We start from the raw sequence: 18,019 nt of genomic DNA, 5'->3' as shown, positions 1-18,019 counted from the left end.
CTGTATGTAAACTTTGTTTGCTTACATATTTCTTCTGTATTGTCCACCAACTTTAAATAAAGCTTCGGTAATTTGACCTAAAGAACAGAATTTTGTAGCTTCCATTAATTTGTCAAATAAGTTTTCATTCTGAACAGCTGCTTTTTGAAGAATAGCTAATTGTTCTTGAACTTTACCGTCATTGGCTTTGTTTAATAACTCTTTTGTTTTTATTTGATATCTCTTTTCTTCTTCCGTAGCACGAATAACTTCGGCAGGAACTACTGTTGGAGATCCTTTTGAACTTAAAAAAGTATTAACACCGATAATAGGGAATTCTCCAGTATGCTTTAAAGTCTCATAATACAAACTTTCTTCTTGTATTTTAGAACGCTGATACATGGTTTCCATGGCTCCTAAAACACCACCACGTTCCGTAATTCTATCAAACTCTAATAAAACAGCTTCTTCTACTAAATCGGTTAACTCTTCAATAATAAAAGCTCCTTGAATAGGGTTTTCATTTTTAGTTAAACCTAATTCTTTATTGATAATTAACTGAATTGCCATTGCTCTACGTACCGACTCTTCAGTAGGTGTTGTAATAGCCTCGTCATACGCATTTGTATGTAGTGAGTTACAGTTATCATTAATAGCGTATAAAGCTTGAAGTGTTGTACGAATATCGTTAAAATCAATTTCCTGAGCGTGTAAAGAACGACCAGAAGTTTGAATGTGATATTTTAACATTTGCGCTCTTGGATTTGCGCCATATTTATTTTTCATTGCTTTTGCCCATATTTTACGAGCTACACGACCAATTACTGAATATTCAGGGTCAATTCCGTTAGAGAAAAAGAATGATAAGTTTGGTCCGAATTTATTAATGTCCATACCACGAGATAAGTAGTATTCAACATAGGTAAATCCGTTAGATAATGTTAAAGCCAATTGTGTAATTGGGTTGGCACCAGCTTCGGCAATATGGTACCCAGAAATTGAAACAGAATAGAAATTACGTACTTGTTCTTTAATAAAGTATTCTTGTACATCACCCATTAAGCGCAATGCAAATTCCGTAGAAAAAATACATGTATTTTGTGCTTGATCTTCTTTTAAAATATCAGCTTGTACCGTACCACGAACTTGAGCTAGTGTTGTTTTTTTGATTTCTGCATATACATCTGCAGGTAAAATCATATCACCAGTTAACCCTAGCAATAGTAATCCTAAACCATCATTTCCTTGAGGTAAATCTCCTTGGTAAACAGGTCTTTCTAAATTTTTTGAATCATAGATTTCCTTAAATTTAGCTTCAACTAATTCTTCTAAGTTATTTTCTTTGATGTACTTCTCACAATTCTGATCGATAGCCGCATTCATGAAAAAACCTAACAACATTGGCGCAGGGCCATTAATTGTTAAACTTACAGAGGTTAAAGCATGTGTTAATTCGAAACCAGAAAATAATTTCTTAGCATCATCTAAACAACAAATAGAAACTCCCGCATTACCGATTTTTCCGTAAATATCAGGTCTTTCACCAGGGTCATTACCATACAGCGTTACACTATCAAAAGCTGTAGATAAACGTTTTGCAGGCATCCCTAAACTTACATAGTGAAAACGTCTGTTGGTACGTTCTGGTCCACCTTCACCAGCAAACATTCTTGTTGGGTCTTCACCAGTTCTTTTAAACGGATATAATCCTGCGGTATACGGAAATTCACCAGGAACATTTTCTTGTAAATTCCAACGTAATAAATCTCCCCAAGCTTTGTATTTGGGTAAGGCTACTTTCGGAATTTGTGTATGCGATAAAGATTCACTGTGTGTATCTATATTTATAACTTTATCTCTTACTTTAAAACTATAAACAGGGTCTTTGTATTTCTTAACTTTAGTAGCCCAATTTAAAATAACTTCCCAATTATGTGGGTCAAGATTTAGTTTTATCTTGTCGAATTGAGCAATTAATAACTTTAAAAACTCTTTGTCGTCTCGAGCGGAGTCGAGAGACAGGATTTCATCCTGATCAATTCCATTTTTCGAAAGGAAAGACGTCTCGACTGCGCTCGACGTAACATTCACAATAGAAAGAATTGTTTGATGAATACCGTATAGTTTTTGAGCAACGATAACTTGGTCATCAACTTTTTTATCATACGCTCTGTTACTTTCTGATATTTCAGATAAATAACGAACTCTTCTTGGTGGAATTACAAATATCTTTTCAGACATTTCTTTGGTAATTTCCATCTTAGAATTTAAATCAACTCCAGTTTTTTCAACCAACTTATCCATAATACGTTTGTACAACGTATTCATTCCTGGGTCATTAAATTGAGAAGCAATGGTTCCAAAAACAGGCATATCATCCATATGAACATCCCATAGGTTGTTGTTACGCATGTATTGTTTTTTTACATCACGAATCGCATCTAAAGCACCACGTTTGTCAAATTTATTAAGAGCTACTAAATCAGCAAAATCAAGCATGTCGATTTTCTCTAGTTGAGTCGCAGCACCAAATTCAGGTGTCATTACATATAACGAGGTATCCGAATGTTCTATAATCTCAGTATCAGATTGCCCAATACCAGAAGTTTCTAGAATAATTAAATCAAACTCAGCGGCTTTTAAAACCTCAATTGCTTCGTTTACATATTTTGATAACGCTAAGTTAGATTGTCGTGTTGCTAAAGAACGCATATAAACACGTTCGTTATTAATAGCATTCATACGAATACGGTCACCTAATAAAGCGCCTCCTGTTTTACGTTTAGATGGGTCAACAGAAATTAATCCAATAGTTTTTTCAGGGAAATCTACTAAGAAACGACGTACTAGTTCGTCTACTAAACTTGATTTTCCAGAACCACCAGTTCCTGTAATTCCTAAAACAGGTGTTTTAGAATTTTTATTTTTTTCGTGAATTGCATTTAAGGTTTCTTTTGCTACTTCAGGAAAGTTTTCTGCAGAAGAAATAATACGAGCAATGCTTCCAATTTCTTTGTTCTCTAAATTATTAATTTCTCCGTTTAAAACGTCTCCAACTGCAAAATCAGAAGTTTTAACTAAATCGTTAATCATTCCTTGTAATCCTAATTCACGACCATCATCTGGAGAGTAGATACGAGTAATTCCATAATCCATGAGTTCTTTAATCTCATCAGGAAGAATTACACCACCACCACCACCAAAAACTTTGATATGACTGGCACCTTTTTCTTTTAATAAATCATACATGTATTTAAAATACTCATTATGCCCTCCTTGGTAAGACGTAATAGCAATCGCATTTGCATCTTCTTGTATGGCGCAGTTTACTACTTCTTCTACGCTTCTATCGTGTCCTAGATGAATTACTTCAACTCCGGTAGACTGAATAATTCTACGCATAATATTTATGGCAGCATCGTGCCCATCAAATAATGCAGCAGCAGTTACAATTCGTACTTTATGTATAGGTTTATAGGGTGCTATTTGTTCCATTCGTAAATTTTATAGAAAATTGATGGTGCAATTTACGAATTTCTTAAAAGAAATTTGAATTCTTTCATTAATTATAAATAGTTAAGGAAAGTCCAAGTTTTTCTTTTTTCTAAATAATACAAATTTTCTTCATTTAGATAGGCTTCTCGTTCAAAACTTAAATTTTTATATGCTTTAAAACTATTTCGGTATTTTAAAAATTTAACAGCCCATTCAAAAAAATAAAAAAGATAAAAGAAAACAATAAGGAGTTCTTTTTGTTGTTGTAAATGAATTTTTTCATGATTTACAAGTTCATAATTATGCTTTAAATCTTTTCGTTTTAAAAAGATAAAGGGAAATAGGGTAATACCAACAAAACCTTTGGGAACTATATGTTTAGAGACGAAAATCACAGGGCAAAGATACTCGTTTTTTTTGTGAAATGACTCAACATTGAATATACAAGTATATGAAATAGTCCATAAGGAATCGATAAATAGTTAAATAAAAGTATTGATAATGAACTAGCTAAATTATTATATGTAACGTTTGTAAGTGTTAAATATTAGTTAGTGTTTTTTTAAGAAAAAGTTATTGTAAGGTTATGAAATTTAACTTTGGGTTAAATTATTATGCGTGCATAATATTAGCTTAAAAAATAGTTTAGTTTCGTTTAAAATTTTAAAATATGTCCCTTCAAAAACCATTAACTACATTTTGTTTAAGTATTGTATTCAACCCATTGGCAGACAATGATAGAATACCGATTAATTTTAACCGAGAATCCTTTAACTACTATTATAATTGGTTGGAATCAAACTTCAGGAGATAATCCTAAGGTGTATTATGAAGCTAAAAATTTTTGGTAAAAGATTGGTGTAATTATCCTTTATAAAAATAAATCACTAATCCGGTGAATTTTAAATCAATGAATAACAATTTTGTAAAGCGATAGAACTTAATTACTAATACTGCTTACTTTTTGTGACTAAAGACTCTAAAGACTCTAAAGAAGTTAAGAATATTGAAATAGTGATATACCCAGCTTTAGTGAATTTGATATATAAAGATGATTGTGCTATAAAAAGTCAAAACATTAAGATTAATACTGAAAATTATTCTAGCGGAAAGTACTTTATTAAAGTAAAAAAATACTAACAAAGCTTATTACCAAACAACTTATTAAAAACTAACTCAAATGTATAAAAGATTAAATTACATTATAATAGCAGTTTTATTACTAGCTATTACAACGATTAATGCCCAAGAAGAAGGTATTGTAACTAAAATTGCGAGATCATCGAAAAATGGAACTGTAGAAGATTATTTTGATACTTCTTTAGCACCGTTTTATCATGGAGTAGCTTCAGGAGACCCTTTAAAAGATGCTGTGGTTATATGGACACGTATAACAACAAACAATGCAACAGCGAATGTTAGTTGGAAAATGGCAACAGATGTTAATTTTACAAGTATTGTAAAACAAGGAAGTGTAATCACAAACGATAGGGTAGATTATACAATTAAAGTAGATGTTAGAGATTTACAACCGAATACATCATACTATTATCAATTTGAAGCACTAGGGAAAAAGTCGGTAATAGGAAAAACAAGAACCTCACCAACAGGCAATGTAAGTAACGTACGCTTTGGTGTAGTTTCATGTTCAAATTATCAAAATGGATATTTTAATGCTTATAAAGAGTTAGCAAAAAGAAAAGATATTGATGCGGTAATACACTTAGGAGATTACATTTATGAATATGAAAGTGGAGGTTATGGGTATAAAAAATCTATAGGTAGAGGGCATTTGCCTAAAAACGAGATTGTAACTTTAAATGATTATAGAATTCGCTATTCATATTATCGTTTAGACCCAATGTTGAGAGAGCTACATCAGCAACATCCTTTTATTCTTATTTGGGATGATCATGAGTTTGCGAATGATGCAGACAAATTTGGAGCTGAAAATCATACAGAATCAAAGGAAGGAAGTTGGGAAACAAGGAAGGGGAATGCTTATAAAGCATATTTTGAATGGCTACCAGTTAGAGCGAATTCAATACAAGAATATCGATTATACAGAAGTTTTTCTTATGGCGATCTAGCAGATTTGTTAATGTTAGATACTCGAATAGAAGGAAGAGGGGAAACATTAGCTAATAAAGGAGTCGTTGTAAAAGAAAAGAAAAAACATACTACAGAAGAAAAGCTAAAAAGTAAGGTAGAAAGGATGATTAAAACAAAAGCTGTTGAAACTCCAGAAGAGATTAAAATAGCTTTAGAAGAAATTATGCCATATTTTATTGAAACATCAAAGCTAACAAAATCAGAAAAAGAATTTGTATTAGATGGAATAACAAGTTTGGTATATAGTTATAAAACTGTTGGGAAAAGAAGGGCAGATTCAAGGTTTAATGAAGATAAATTAGTTTCATTACTTGAAAAATCACTTAAAAAAGGGGATTTAAAAAAAGTGTCAATAGAAAATATGGCAGGACGAAGCGCATCGTATAAATCAATATTAGGAAAACCACAATTTGATTGGTTGTTAAATAAATTATCGAGTTCAAGTGCTACATGGCGAATTATAGGGAATCAAGTAATGATGATGTATTATAAGGGAGTGCCAACAAAAGATGCTTGGGATGGATTTACAGAAGAGAGAGCTAAGATTTATAAATATATAAGTGATAATAGCATTGATAATATTGTAGTGCTAACAGGAGATATTCACAGTACTTATGTTGGCAATACCATGTACAATGATAAATGTTTAGCTGCAGAATTTGTTGTACCAAGTGTAACTTCACAAAATTTAGATGCTGTAGGAGGTGTTGCTGCAAACATTGCAGAATGGTATACAAAAAAGTTAAATAAACATATGAAAGAAGTTAATTTAACAAAGCATGGTTATTATATTTTAGATGTAAAAGAAGATAGAGTACAAGCAGATTGGTATTTTATGAAAGATATTACAAAACCAAATACAGGACAATATCATTACAAAAGTTATTACGTAAGTAAAGGAGTATGCGGTGTGAAATCAACAAATAGCGTATCAAAAAAATCTGCTGATAAAAATTATGGAGGCTATGTTAATTATAAAAAAGTAGAAGAAAATAAAGATATTAAAGAAACATTTGTTGTGTTAGGAATATATCCTAATCCAATGTCTGAAAAAGGTAATGTTCACTATTTTGTTCAAAAAGAATGTAGTATTACTGTAGAGATATACAATCTTACAGGTGTGAAAATAAATACTTTAATTTCAAATAAAAAACATGCTAAAGGAATTTACAACATTGGTTTTAATGTAAATAAATTAGCAAAAGGAACTTATGTCGTAAAGATGAATTCAGGAGACGTGAATTATACCAAAAAAATTAGAATTAAATAGTGATATAGTTTTCGTTGCAAAACTTAAAAGGTTGTCTAAAATATTTAGACAACCTTTTTTATTTAAATTATCTTTAGGAGGGAGTCAACAATAGGATTTCTATTATTTTTATCCCAAACTATAGATAAAGTGGTACGTTGAGAAATGTTAGAGAGTTCAATAAACTTAACATCCATATCATAGCCGTACTGTAGCGACTTAGGAACAATTGATAAGCCAAAATTATTTTCGACCAGTTTATAAATTGATGCAGCGTGAATTGTATTGTGAGATACTATAGGAACAAATTTACTATCATCAAAAATCTGCATTACTTTTTCGTAATAAGAAGGGCTATATGAGGGATCGAATAGAATGAAAGATTCATCTTTTAATTGATGTAAACCTTTAAAATTATCTTTATTTACTAAATGATTTTTAGGTAATACTAAGCAAAATGATTCTTTTAAAATTGGTTTAATTGAAAGTCCTCTTGGTACGCGGTCTAATCTTACAAAACCTATATCAATATCTTGAGACAATAAGCTATCAATTTGTTTTTCGTTATCTAGTTCTTTTAAACCAAATTGAACATTAGGGTGTTCTTTTTTAAATTCAATTAATAGGTTAGGAATAATTTCTTGCATTGCAGAACCTACATAACCAAAATTTAAATGTCCATCTTTTCCATCTTGTAATAATCTGGCGTAGTTAAAAACGTGCGCTAAGTTTTTTAAATTCTGCGTAAGTTCTTTTTTTAAGTATTTACCAACTTCTGTTAATTCGACTTTTCTATTATTGCGAATAAATAGCTTAATATCTAAGTCATCTTCCATTTGTTTAATTTGTCTACTCAATCCAGGTTGAGAAATATAAAGACGTTCAGCAGCTTTTCTAAAATGTAAATCTTCAGCAACGGCTAAAAAATAACGTAAATGACGAAGTTCTATTTGATTACTCATAGTTATCAGTTGATGACTTTATAAGTCTTGTTGGTTATCAAAAATAAAAATAACTTTGTTAAAAATAAAACAAAAGCAGATGTTTAAATACGGAATAGATAAATTAACTGTAAATAAAGTAATTGCAATTGCAGAAGGAACTTTAAAAGCTGTAATTACTAGTGATGCAGAAACTAAAGTAAATGAGTGTAGGAGAAAGGTAGAGGTGATGGCAAATTCAGACGTTGCTACTTACGGTATAAATACTGGTTTTGGTCCTTTATGTGATGTGCAAATTTCACCTGCGGAAACAAGTAAATTACAAGAGAATTTATTAATTACGCATGCTGTTGGTGTTGGGAACCCTATTGATAAAAAATTATCTAAAATAATGATGATTTGTAAGGTGCAGGCACTTTGTCAAGGTTTTTCAGGAGTACGTATAGAGTTAATTGAGCGTATTATTTATTTTATTGAAAATGATTTATTACCGGTAGTTCCAGAGCAAGGTTCAGTAGGTGCTTCAGGAGATTTAGCTCCATTATCTCATCTTTTTTTACCGTTATTAGGAGAAGGAGAATTTTGGCAAGAAGGAGAAATAGTTTCTGCAAAGGAAGTATTAAAAAAATATAATTTAGCGCCATTAACATTAATGGCTAAAGAAGGTTTAGGTTTAATAAACGGAACGCAGTTTATTTTAGCACATGCTATTTTAGGGTTGAATAAAATGGAGTATGTATTAGATTTAGCAGATGTTACTGGAGCTATGACATTAGAAGGGTATTCAGGGAATGTGTCTCCGTTTAAAGAAGAATTGCATAAGATTCGCCCGTTTAAAGGGAATTTAAAAGTAGCAGAACGTATGCGTATGTTGTTAAAAGATTCTGAAAACGCAGCTGATGATAGTTTTCCGAGAGTACAAGATCCTTATTCAATACGTTGTATGCCTCAAGTGCACGGAGCATCTAGAAATGCGTATGCGCATTTAGAAGAATTAGCAGAAATAGAAATGAACTCCGTGACCGATAACCCTATTGTGTTAAGTGAAACAGAAGCAATTTCAGGAGGTAATTTTCATGGTCAACCTTTAGCAATGGCATTAGATTACACATCAATAGCAGCTTCTGAATTAGGGAATATTGCTGATAGACGTTGTTACTTATTATTAGAAGGAAAGCACGGTTTACCAAGATTGTTAACAGAAGCGGGTGGTTTAAATTCTGGATTTATGATTCCTCAATATACAACTGCAGCATTGGTAACTGAAAATAAATCATTATGTTTTCCGCCATCGGCAGATAGTGTTCCAACGTCATTAGGGCAAGAAGATCACGTTTCTATGGGGAGTATCTCTGGACGAAAATTCAATCAAATTCTAGGAAATATAGATAAGATATTAGCAATTGAGTTTATGTATGCTGCACAAGCGATGGATTTTAGAAGACCCAATACATTTTCTCCTATAATAGAAGAGAATTTTAAAATTATTAGAAATAAAGTAGCTAAATTAGAAGAAGATCGTGTACTTAAAGATGATATAAATGCATTAATAAGTATGGTTAAGAATAGAGAATTTACAGTTCGTTAAAAAAAAGAAATTATGATGTCATTTAAAAAACAAATAAAACAAGGTATTCCAAGCGAGTTACCAGAAATGCCAGTTTATGATTCTTCAATAAACAGAGCGCCAAAACGTAAAGACATTTTAACTGCTGAAGAAAAAAAGTTAGCGTTAAGAAATGCCTTACGATATTTTGATAAAAAACATCACGAAGTCTTATTACCTGAGTTTGCTGATGAATTAGAGCAATATGGTAGAATTTATATGTACCGTTTTCGTCCTACCTATAAAATGCATGCTAGGGGTATTAAAGAATATCCAGGTAAATGTGAGCAAGCAAAATCAATCATGTTAATGATTCAGAATAATTTAGATTATGCAGTAGCACAACACCCGCATGAATTAATTACTTATGGTGGTAATGGAGCTGTTTTTTCTAATTGGGCACAGTATTTATTAACCATGCAGTATTTGTCTAAAATGACGGATAAGCAAACATTAACAATGTACTCTGGTCATCCAATGGGATTGTTTCCTTCTCATAAAGATGCACCAAGAGTTGTGGTTACTAACGGAATGGTAATTCCTAATTACTCTAAGCCAGATGATTTAGAAAAATTTAATGCTTTAGGAGTTTCTCAATACGGGCAAATGACTGCTGGTAGTTACATGTATATTGGCCCACAAGGAATTGTACACGGAACAACAATTACTGTTTTAAATGGTTTTCGTAAAATAAATAAAGAGCCAAAAGGAAACTTATTTGTAACTGCAGGTTTAGGAGGGATGAGTGGAGCACAACCAAAAGCAGGTAATATTGCTGGTTGTATAACAGTGTGTGCTGAGGTAAACCCAAAGATTACACAAATTCGTTTAGAACAAGGTTGGATTGATGAAAAAATTACAGATTTAGATGCTTTAGTAACACGTGTAAACGAAGCTAAAGAAAACAAAGAAACAGTATCACTAGCTTATTTAGGAAACATTGTAGAGGTATGGGAAAAATTTGATGAAGCAAATGTTCATATTGATTTAGGTTCTGATCAAACATCATTACACAATCCTTGGGCAGGAGGATATTATCCTGTAGATATTTCTTTTGATGATGCAAATGAAATGATGGCAAATGAGCCTGAATTATTTAAAGAAAAAGTACAAGAAACCTTACGCCGTCATGCAAAAGCGATTAATAAACACACGGCCAAAGGAACTTATTTCTTTGATTACGGAAATGCTTTTTTACTAGAAGCAAGTAGAGCGGGAGCAGATGTAATGTCAGATAATCCAACAATTGGAAGAGAGTTTAAATATCCATCTTACGTGCAAGATATAATGGGGCCAATGTGTTTTGATTATGGTTTCGGACCATTTCGTTGGGTATGTGCTTCAGGAGATCCAAAAGATTTAGCCAAAACGGACGCAATTGCGTGTAAAGTTTTAGAAAAGATAAAAAAGAATTCACCAGAAGAAATTCAGCAACAAATGGCTGATAATATTCAGTGGATTAAAGGAGCTCAAGAAAATAAGTTGGTAGTGGGCTCTCAAGCGCGTATTTTATATGCAGATGCAGAAGGGCGTACGAAAATAGCAGAGGCTTTTAATAAAGCGATTAAGAAAGGTAAAATAGGAAATGTAGTATTAGGTCGTGATCATCATGATGTTTCTGGTACCGATTCTCCATACCGTGAAACCTCTAATATTTATGATGGATCTCGGTATACAGCTGATATGGCAATACAAAATGTAATTGGAGATAGTTTTAGAGGAGCTACTTGGGTTTCTATTCACAATGGTGGTGGAGTAGGTTGGGGAGAAGTTGTTAATGGTGGTTTTGGCATGCTTCTTGATGGTTCTAAAGACGCATCAAGACGCTTAAAATCAATGCTTTTTTGGGATGTTAATAACGGAATAGCAAGAAGAAGTTGGGCAAGAAATGAAGAAGCTGTTTTTACTATAAAACGAGCAATGAAATCAGAAAAAGACTTGCAAGTAACAGTACCTAATTTAGTGGATGATGCATTATTTGAAAGCATGTAAATCCTAAGAAAATGAAAATAAATAAATTACTTTTATTGCCAATTATAGCTTTAGTTATTACATCATGTAACTCTGTAAGAGTAGCTACTGATTATGATACTAAAGTAAATTTTAATCAATACAAAACATTTGCGTTTTATAAAAAAGGAATTGATAAAGCATCAATTTCTGATTTAGATAAGAAACGTATAATGCGTGCTGTTGAATCAGAATTAGTAGCGAAAGGAATGACAAAATCTTCTTCTCCAGATATTTTAGTAAGTTTATTTACAAAATCAAGAGAGCGAGTAAATATAGATGATAATATGTTTGGCGGGTTTTATTATCCGCAGTATTATGGGATGAGTCGAATTAGAGTATCTCAGCATACCGAAGGAACATTGTTTATAGATTTGTTAGATGCTAAAAAGAAAGATTTAGTTTGGCAAGGTATTGGAACAGGAGCTTTAAAAACAACTAGTGTTGAGCAAAAAGAAGCTCGTGTTAAAGAGTTTGTACATGCAATAATAGCAAAATACCCTCCTGGGAGCGATAAGAAATAAGAAATTTTTTAAAATTGTAAAAAAGGGTGCTTGAAATATTTCAAGCACCCTTTTTTATTTATTTGTTAATTTCTAATGAGTACATACTTAGCGCTTGTATATAATTTTGCGCTCTTTTGCATTTTATTAATGTTGGTTCAAAAATCATTGTATAGTAAGAAATACTTCCAGAATAAGGATCGCAACAAGGAATACATCTCCAAAAAGTATTACACGTTTCATTGGCTAAAGCTTGCATTTTTTCAGTGTAAGTATTCATTTCAGGACTTCCACAAATGAAACTATAGTAACCATTACAACCATTAGGTAGATCAATATAAGTTTGGTACATTATATTACTTTGTGATATAGAATATGTTTCTTTATTTTCATTAATTGTAAATTGATTATAGTGTTTTTTATTATTAATTTCAAAGGAAGCAATGGTAGAATTACCTTCTTTAAGAACCATAATATGACCTTGATTTTCTCTAGCCGCTATTATTGAAATAACGTCTGATTTTGAAATGTAGTAGTTCTCATATTCTTGCTTATATTTTTTAAGAAGTTTATTAAAGTTATCGACTCCAACTAATTTAATAGCTTCTTCTTTGTTTATTTTTTGTAGTTTATTATTGTCCGCATCATAACTTTTAGCTAAAATAGGGAAACCACTTTCTTTCCATATATCATAATTTTTTAAAGCAGATACAGGAAAACCAAAATGTAGTTTTGGAAGTTGTTTTAAAATAGCAGTGTAATTAATATTATCTTCAGGATAAAGAGCGTTATAAATTTCTGAAAAAGTATTTTTAAAAGAGGTTTTTCCAATAAAAACATCATCTTTAATAGTAAAAGCATTCATTATAAAATAATCTTCGAAAATATTATTACTTTTAAACATAACATGATCTTCAGTAACAAAAGTCTTTATTTTTTTCCAAGCCTCTTCATTTTGAACAATTTTATTAAAAGTAGCTGAAACTTTTCTTATAAGAGGAATATCTTCCGAACGCTGTTTAACAGTTAGCGTTTCTTTTTTTTCGTTATCTAAAGCATCAGAATCTGTAGTTTGACATCCAATAATTAACATGCAATAAGCAATTGGTAATAGAAATAATTTTTTCATAATAGTATAATTTATTTGTAGCGAATATTTCACTTTTAAATAAATAGTTGTACTTATTGTTTCCGTATGTAGAAAAGTTTTTTCCGAAAAGAGTTTTTTTTTGTAACAATTTGATCTTAAAGTCTACTGATATGTAAACTATTAAAAATCAATAAAACCAAAGAATATGAAACTAGTTATTGAAGGCTTAACCAAAACCTATAAAAATGGTGTAAAAGCTATTGATGGTTTAAATTTAGAAATAGGAACAGGTATGTTTGGTTTATTAGGACCAAACGGAGCAGGTAAATCGTCTTTAATGAGAACGATTGCAACATTGCAAAGCCCTGACTCTGGATCAATAACTTTTGGAGATATTAATGTTTTAGAAGATAAGATGTCTTTGCGTAAAGTATTGGGGTATTTACCACAGTCTTTTGGAGTATACCCAAAGATGTCTGCTGAAGATTTATTGGATTATTTCGCAACTTTAAAAGGAATTAGTTCAAAATCTGATCGTAAAAAAATAGTTACAAAAGTATTAGAAATTACAAACTTGTATGAAGTTCGTAAGAAGCATGTCGCGGGTTATTCAGGAGGAATGAAGCAGCGATTTGGAATTGCTCAATTACTTTTAAATAATCCTAAATTAATTATTGTTGATGAGCCAACAGCAGGTTTAGATCCTGCAGAACGTCACCGTTTTTTAAATGTACTACGTGAAGTAGGAACCAATTGTACGGTTATTTTTTCTACCCATATTGTAGAAGATGTTAAGGAATTATGTAAGGAAATGGCAATTTTAAACGGAGGTCGTATTTTAAAACATACCACTCCAATGGAAGCTACAAAAGAAATTGAAGGGAAAATTTGGGTAAAAGTTATTAAAAGAGATGATTTAGAAAGTATAGAAGCTACTTTTAATGTGCTTTCTTCTAATTACAATCAAGATAATACGTTAAATGTTCGTGTTTTTTCAAACGAAAAACCAGCAGAAGATTTTGTGTCAACAGAACCTCAATTAGACGATGTGTATTTTATCGCTTTAAAAGATGATCAGCCAGTAACGGCGTAATTAATTAACGAAATCATTTTTTAACTCAAAAAAATAAAATATATGTTTTTTACCATATTTAAACACGAATTAAAGTACTGGTTTAATAAGCCCGCAATTTATATATATGCCGCAATTTTCTTTTTGTTAGCATTATTTTTATCTGCAAGTTCTGCGGGTATTTTTGACTTTTTAACTGTAACAACAGGGTCTTCTAAAATTGTAAATTCACCAACGGCAATTAACGGGATGTTTAATACCTTGGCGATTTTCTTATTCTTTTTATTTCCGTCTATTATAGGAGCATCGGTATATAGAGATTATAAAAGTAATATGCATTCAATTTTATATTCCTATCCGTTTAGTAAGGTTAATTATTTATCAGCAAAATTTTTAAGTTCTTTCTTAATTGTATTATTAATTATTTTAGTTGCTGGTTTAGGTTTGTTTATAGGATTTATATTGCCAGGAACAAATTCTGAAATTGTTGGAGCCTTTAATTTTTCAGCATATCTGCATTCTTATTTAGTATATATTATTCCGAATGTATTGTTATTTGGAGCGATTGTTTTTGGTGTCGTAACTTTTACAAGAAATATAGCAGCAGGTTTTATAACTGTTTTATTGTTAATTTTTGTTCAGGGAATGGCAGAAAGTTTATTAGAAAATCCGGACAATCGTTTTTGGACTGCTTTATTCGATCCTTTCGGAGGTCAGGCAGCTAATTATTATACGCGTTATTGGACAGTTGCAGAGCAAAACGAATTAATGCCGCCGTTTAAAGGAGTTGTTATTTATAACCGATTGTTATGGTTAGGAATAGCGAGTTTGATGTTGGCAGGAGTTTATAAATTATTTTCATTCAGTCAGAATGCAATCTCATTCAGTTTTAAAAAGAATAAAGGTGAGCGTGTTATTAAACAAAACTTTGGAGGAATAACTCGTGTTGAATTACCTAAAGTAGCATATGAGTATTCATTTTGGAATGATATAAAAACTACTTGGAAATTATCAAATATCGATTTTAAATACATTGTTACAAGCTTACCTTTTATTAGTATTTTATTAGTTGGATTAATTTTTATTTTAATAAGTGCTGTAACAGCAGGAGAAATGTTTGGCACAAAAACATATCCTACTACATGGCAGATGTTATTAGTTCCAGGAGGGTCGTTTAGTTTGTTTATTAATTTAATGACCTTTTTATATGCGGGTATGTTAGTTCATAGGGCTAAAATTGCTGGGGCAAATCATATTGTGGATGTAACACCAGTTAAAAACTGGGCATTATTAGTATCAAAGTTTGTGGCATTATTAAAAATGCAGTTAGTAATGTTGGCTGTAATTGTAGTTGCAGGTATATTATTTCAAATTTATAAAGGTTATTATAATTTTGAAATTGGGCATTATTTATATGAAGTGTATGCTTTAAAATTTATCCACTTTGTTATTTGGGCATTATTAGCATTGTTTATTCAATCCTTGCTGGGGAATCCGTACTTAGGGTTGTTCGTGTTATTGGTGTTATCAATAGGAATACAATTTTTAAGTTTAGCAGGCTTAGAGCAGGCAGTATTTAAATATAATCAAGGGCCAAATTATTCGTATTCAGATATGAATGGATATGGAGCTTCGTTAGGTATATATATTACGTATAAAATATATTGGTTACTAGGAGGATTAATAGCCTTGGTTTTGGCAAGTTTATTCTGGGTACGTGGTTTACCGCATTCATTTAAAGAGAGATTAACAATTTTTAAACAACGACTCAATTTAAAAGTAGTTGGAGTTTTAACCATGCTATTAATAGGTTTCTTTAGCTTAGGAGCACGTATTTATTATGAGAACAATACTTTAAATACAAGACGTTCTTCGAAAGAAAGTGAACAATTACAAGTTAGTTGGGAAAAAGACTATAAAAAGTATGAAGGTAAAGTACAACCTCGTATTGTAGCTGTAAATGTTGCTATGAATATTTTTCCAAAAACGAGGAATTTCAAATCTTCAGGAACTTATAAAATGATTAATAAAACCAATGAAGCAATTGATAGTGTTTTCTTAAATCATAATCAATACCCAAGTACGTTTGAGTTTAATAAACCAAATACATTGGTGTTAGAAGATTCGATACAAAATTTTGACATCTATAAATTTGATACGCCAATACAGCCAGGTGATAGCTTAGAATTAAAGTTTACGATTCAGAATAAAGAAAATACTTTTTTACGTAGCCACTCTCCAGTATTAGAAAATGGAACGTTTATGAATAGTAGTATTTATCCATCTTTAGGGTACTCTTCTTCAGGTGAATTAACGGATGATAAAACGCGAAAAAAATTCGATTTACCAAAGAATGAATTACGTCCACATCCAACAGATAGCACAGCTTTAGGAGATACCTATATTTCTAAAGATGCAGATTGGATAGATTTTGAAGCAACTGTTTCAACATCTGAAGATCAAATAGCAATTGCTCCAGGGTACTTGCAAAAAGAATGGGTAAAAGATGGTCGTCGTTATTTTCATTATAAAATGGATAGTAAAATTTTAAATTTCTATGCGTTTAATTCTGCCAAATATGAAATTAAAAAAGATACATGGAACGACGTAAACTTGGAAATTTATTATCAAAAAGGACACGAATACAACTTAGATAGAATGTTTAAAGGTATTAAAGCATCTTTAGAGTATAACTCTAAGAATTTTAGTCCGTATCAACATAAGCAAGTCCGTATTATTGAGTTTCCGAGAAGAGATGTGAATTTTGCGCAATCATTTCCAAACACAATTCCGTTTTCAGAAACAATTGGTTTTATTGCAGATGTAGATGATACTGATGAAGGAGGAGTGGATTATCCGTTTGCAGTTACTGTACATGAGGTTGCGCACCAATGGTTTGCACATCAGGTAATAGGTGCAGATGTTTTAGGAGCAACTATGATGTCTGAAAGTATGTCTGAATATGTTTCTTTAAAAGTATTAGAAAAAGAATATGGCAAAGGTAAAATGCGAAAGTTTTTAAAGAAAGCTTTAGATGGGTATTTACAGCAACGTACTTTTGAGCGTAAACGAGAAAAAGCGTTAATGTATAATGATGGTCAAGGGTATATTCATTATCAAAAAGGGTCGATGGTTTTATATGCATTAAGTGACTATATTGGAGAAGAAAAGTTAAACGGTACATTGAAAGAATATGTAGAAAAAGTGAGGTTTCAAGAAGCACCATATACTACTTCAATCGAAATGGTTGATTATATAAGAAAAGTAACACCAGATAGTTTACAATATGTAATAAAAGACATGTTCGAAACAATTACTTTGTATAAAAATAGAGTAACAAAAGTTGATTCTAAAAAATTAGAAAATGGTAAATATCAAGTAGATATTGAGTTTGAGGTTTCTAAATATCGTAATAATGAAAAAGGAAAACGTTATTATGGAGAACAGGTTGGAGATACATTAACTTATAAAACAGATAAAATGAAAAAACCAGTATTATCAGTTAAATTGGCTGATTATATTGATATTGGTATTTTTGGAGAAGAAGAAGTTGATGGTAAGAAAAAAGAAGTAGAATTGTATTTGCAAAAACACAAGGTTACTCAAATAGATAACAAAATTTCTATTATTGTAGATAAAAAACCTGTTGAGGTGGGGGTAGATCCTTACAATAAGTTAATAGATACTAAATCTGATGATAATAGAAGGAAATTGTAATAAAAATTAGTTTTAAAATAAAAGACTGTCAAATTTGACAGTCTTTTTGTGTTTAAAAAAGAATACTTTTGTAACTATGTACAATAAACGAATAGAGTTAACTGATGAAGATTACTATTTAAATGAAGATGGTTATAAAGTATTTACAGAGAGTTTTCATTTAAAAAGAGGGTATTGCTGTAAAAGCGGTTGTAGACATTGCCCCTACGGTTATGATAAAAAAACAGATAGTTTTAAATAATGTG

The 18,019-nt window shown here is 31.1% G+C and carries 10 protein-coding genes; 7 read left to right on the top strand and 3 right to left on the bottom strand.

The window, feature by feature from the left end; genetic code table 11:
• Positions 1-21: 21 nt before the first annotated feature.
• Positions 22-3,474 carry a methylmalonyl-CoA mutase family protein gene (locus CXF68_RS00140; protein ID WP_101042347.1) on the bottom strand — a complete coding sequence of 1,151 codons (3,453 nt, stop codon included), beginning with the start codon at positions 3,472-3,474 and terminating at the stop codon, positions 22-24.
• Positions 3,475-4,654: 1,180 nt separating this feature from the next.
• Here CXF68_RS00140 and CXF68_RS00130 point away from each other — a divergent pair.
• Positions 4,655-6,856, top strand: a complete 2,202-nt coding sequence (locus CXF68_RS00130; RefSeq protein ID WP_101042345.1) for an alkaline phosphatase D family protein — start codon at positions 4,655-4,657, stop codon at positions 6,854-6,856.
• 62 nt (positions 6,857-6,918) lie between these two features.
• Here CXF68_RS00130 and CXF68_RS00125 read toward each other — a convergent pair whose 3' ends face one another.
• On the bottom strand, positions 6,919-7,797 hold the full coding sequence (locus CXF68_RS00125; protein WP_101042344.1) for a LysR family transcriptional regulator: 879 nt from the start codon (positions 7,795-7,797) through the stop codon (positions 6,919-6,921).
• A gap of 79 nt (positions 7,798-7,876) precedes the next feature.
• Here CXF68_RS00125 and hutH point away from each other — a divergent pair, with 79 nt between their 5' ends.
• From hutH to CXF68_RS00110, 3 genes are read left to right on the top strand one after another with little or no spacing between them, the layout of a single operon-like run.
• Positions 7,877-9,364 (top strand): histidine ammonia-lyase, encoded by a 1,488-nt coding sequence (gene hutH, locus CXF68_RS00120; RefSeq protein ID WP_101042343.1) that lies wholly within the window; start codon positions 7,877-7,879, stop codon positions 9,362-9,364.
• A gap of 15 nt (positions 9,365-9,379) precedes the next feature.
• Complete coding sequence (locus CXF68_RS00115) at positions 9,380-11,374, top strand: urocanate hydratase (protein WP_101042342.1); 1,995 nt, start codon at positions 9,380-9,382, stop codon at positions 11,372-11,374.
• An 11-nt stretch (positions 11,375-11,385) separates the two neighbouring features.
• A complete protein-coding gene (locus CXF68_RS00110) occupies positions 11,386-11,916 on the top strand; it encodes a DUF4136 domain-containing protein (RefSeq protein WP_101042341.1) in 531 nt (176 codons plus the stop codon).
• A gap of 58 nt (positions 11,917-11,974) precedes the next feature.
• On the opposite strand, the gene CXF68_RS00105 is transcribed toward CXF68_RS00110, so the two are convergent.
• On the bottom strand, positions 11,975-13,024 hold the full coding sequence (locus tag CXF68_RS00105; RefSeq protein WP_101042340.1) for a hypothetical protein: 1,050 nt from the start codon (positions 13,022-13,024) through the stop codon (positions 11,975-11,977).
• Positions 13,025-13,190: 166 nt separating this feature from the next.
• On the opposite strand from CXF68_RS00105, the gene CXF68_RS00100 reads away from it, so the two are divergent.
• The 3 genes from CXF68_RS00100 to CXF68_RS20435 all read left to right on the top strand — a co-directional run bounded on the left by CXF68_RS00100 (position 13,191) and on the right by CXF68_RS20435 (position 18,015).
• Positions 13,191-14,078 carry an ABC transporter ATP-binding protein gene (locus CXF68_RS00100; protein ID WP_101042339.1) on the top strand — a complete coding sequence of 296 codons (888 nt, stop codon included), beginning with the start codon at positions 13,191-13,193 and terminating at the stop codon, positions 14,076-14,078.
• Between the two features lie 42 nt (positions 14,079-14,120).
• On the top strand, positions 14,121-17,774 hold the full coding sequence (locus CXF68_RS00095) for a M1 family aminopeptidase (protein WP_101042338.1): 3,654 nt from the start codon (positions 14,121-14,123) through the stop codon (positions 17,772-17,774).
• Between the two features lie 76 nt (positions 17,775-17,850).
• A complete protein-coding gene (locus CXF68_RS20435) occupies positions 17,851-18,015 on the top strand; it encodes a DUF5522 domain-containing protein (RefSeq protein WP_157821819.1) in 165 nt (54 codons plus the stop codon).
• Positions 18,016-18,019: the final 4 nt, after the last annotated feature.

It is taken from the genome of Tenacibaculum sp. Bg11-29 (genome assembly GCF_002836595.1).
Classification (GTDB): domain Bacteria; phylum Bacteroidota; class Bacteroidia; order Flavobacteriales; family Flavobacteriaceae; genus Polaribacter.
This window is presented reverse-complemented; position numbering and strand designations above follow the sequence as displayed.

What these genes read in the sequence shown, in the direction of transcription:
- hutH (WP_101042343.1), top strand. Translation starts at nt 7,877, where the DNA reads ATGTTTAAATACGGAATAGATAAATTAACTGTAAATAAAGTAATTGCA.
- CXF68_RS00125 (WP_101042344.1), bottom strand. Translation starts at nt 7,797, where the DNA reads ATGAGTAATCAAATAGAACTTCGTCATTTACGTTATTTTTTAGCCGTT.
- CXF68_RS00095 (WP_101042338.1), top strand. Translation starts at nt 14,121, where the DNA reads ATGTTTTTTACCATATTTAAACACGAATTAAAGTACTGGTTTAATAAG.
- CXF68_RS00115 (WP_101042342.1), top strand. Translation starts at nt 9,380, where the DNA reads ATGTCATTTAAAAAACAAATAAAACAAGGTATTCCAAGCGAGTTACCA.
- CXF68_RS00110 (WP_101042341.1), top strand. Translation starts at nt 11,386, where the DNA reads ATGAAAATAAATAAATTACTTTTATTGCCAATTATAGCTTTAGTTATT.
- CXF68_RS00140 (WP_101042347.1), bottom strand. Translation starts at nt 3,474, where the DNA reads ATGGAACAAATAGCACCCTATAAACCTATACATAAAGTACGAATTGTA.
- CXF68_RS00130 (WP_101042345.1), top strand. Translation starts at nt 4,655, where the DNA reads ATGTATAAAAGATTAAATTACATTATAATAGCAGTTTTATTACTAGCT.
- CXF68_RS00100 (WP_101042339.1), top strand. Translation starts at nt 13,191, where the DNA reads ATGAAACTAGTTATTGAAGGCTTAACCAAAACCTATAAAAATGGTGTA.
- CXF68_RS00105 (WP_101042340.1), bottom strand. Translation starts at nt 13,024, where the DNA reads ATGAAAAAATTATTTCTATTACCAATTGCTTATTGCATGTTAATTATT.
- CXF68_RS20435 (WP_157821819.1), top strand. Translation starts at nt 17,851, where the DNA reads ATGTACAATAAACGAATAGAGTTAACTGATGAAGATTACTATTTAAAT.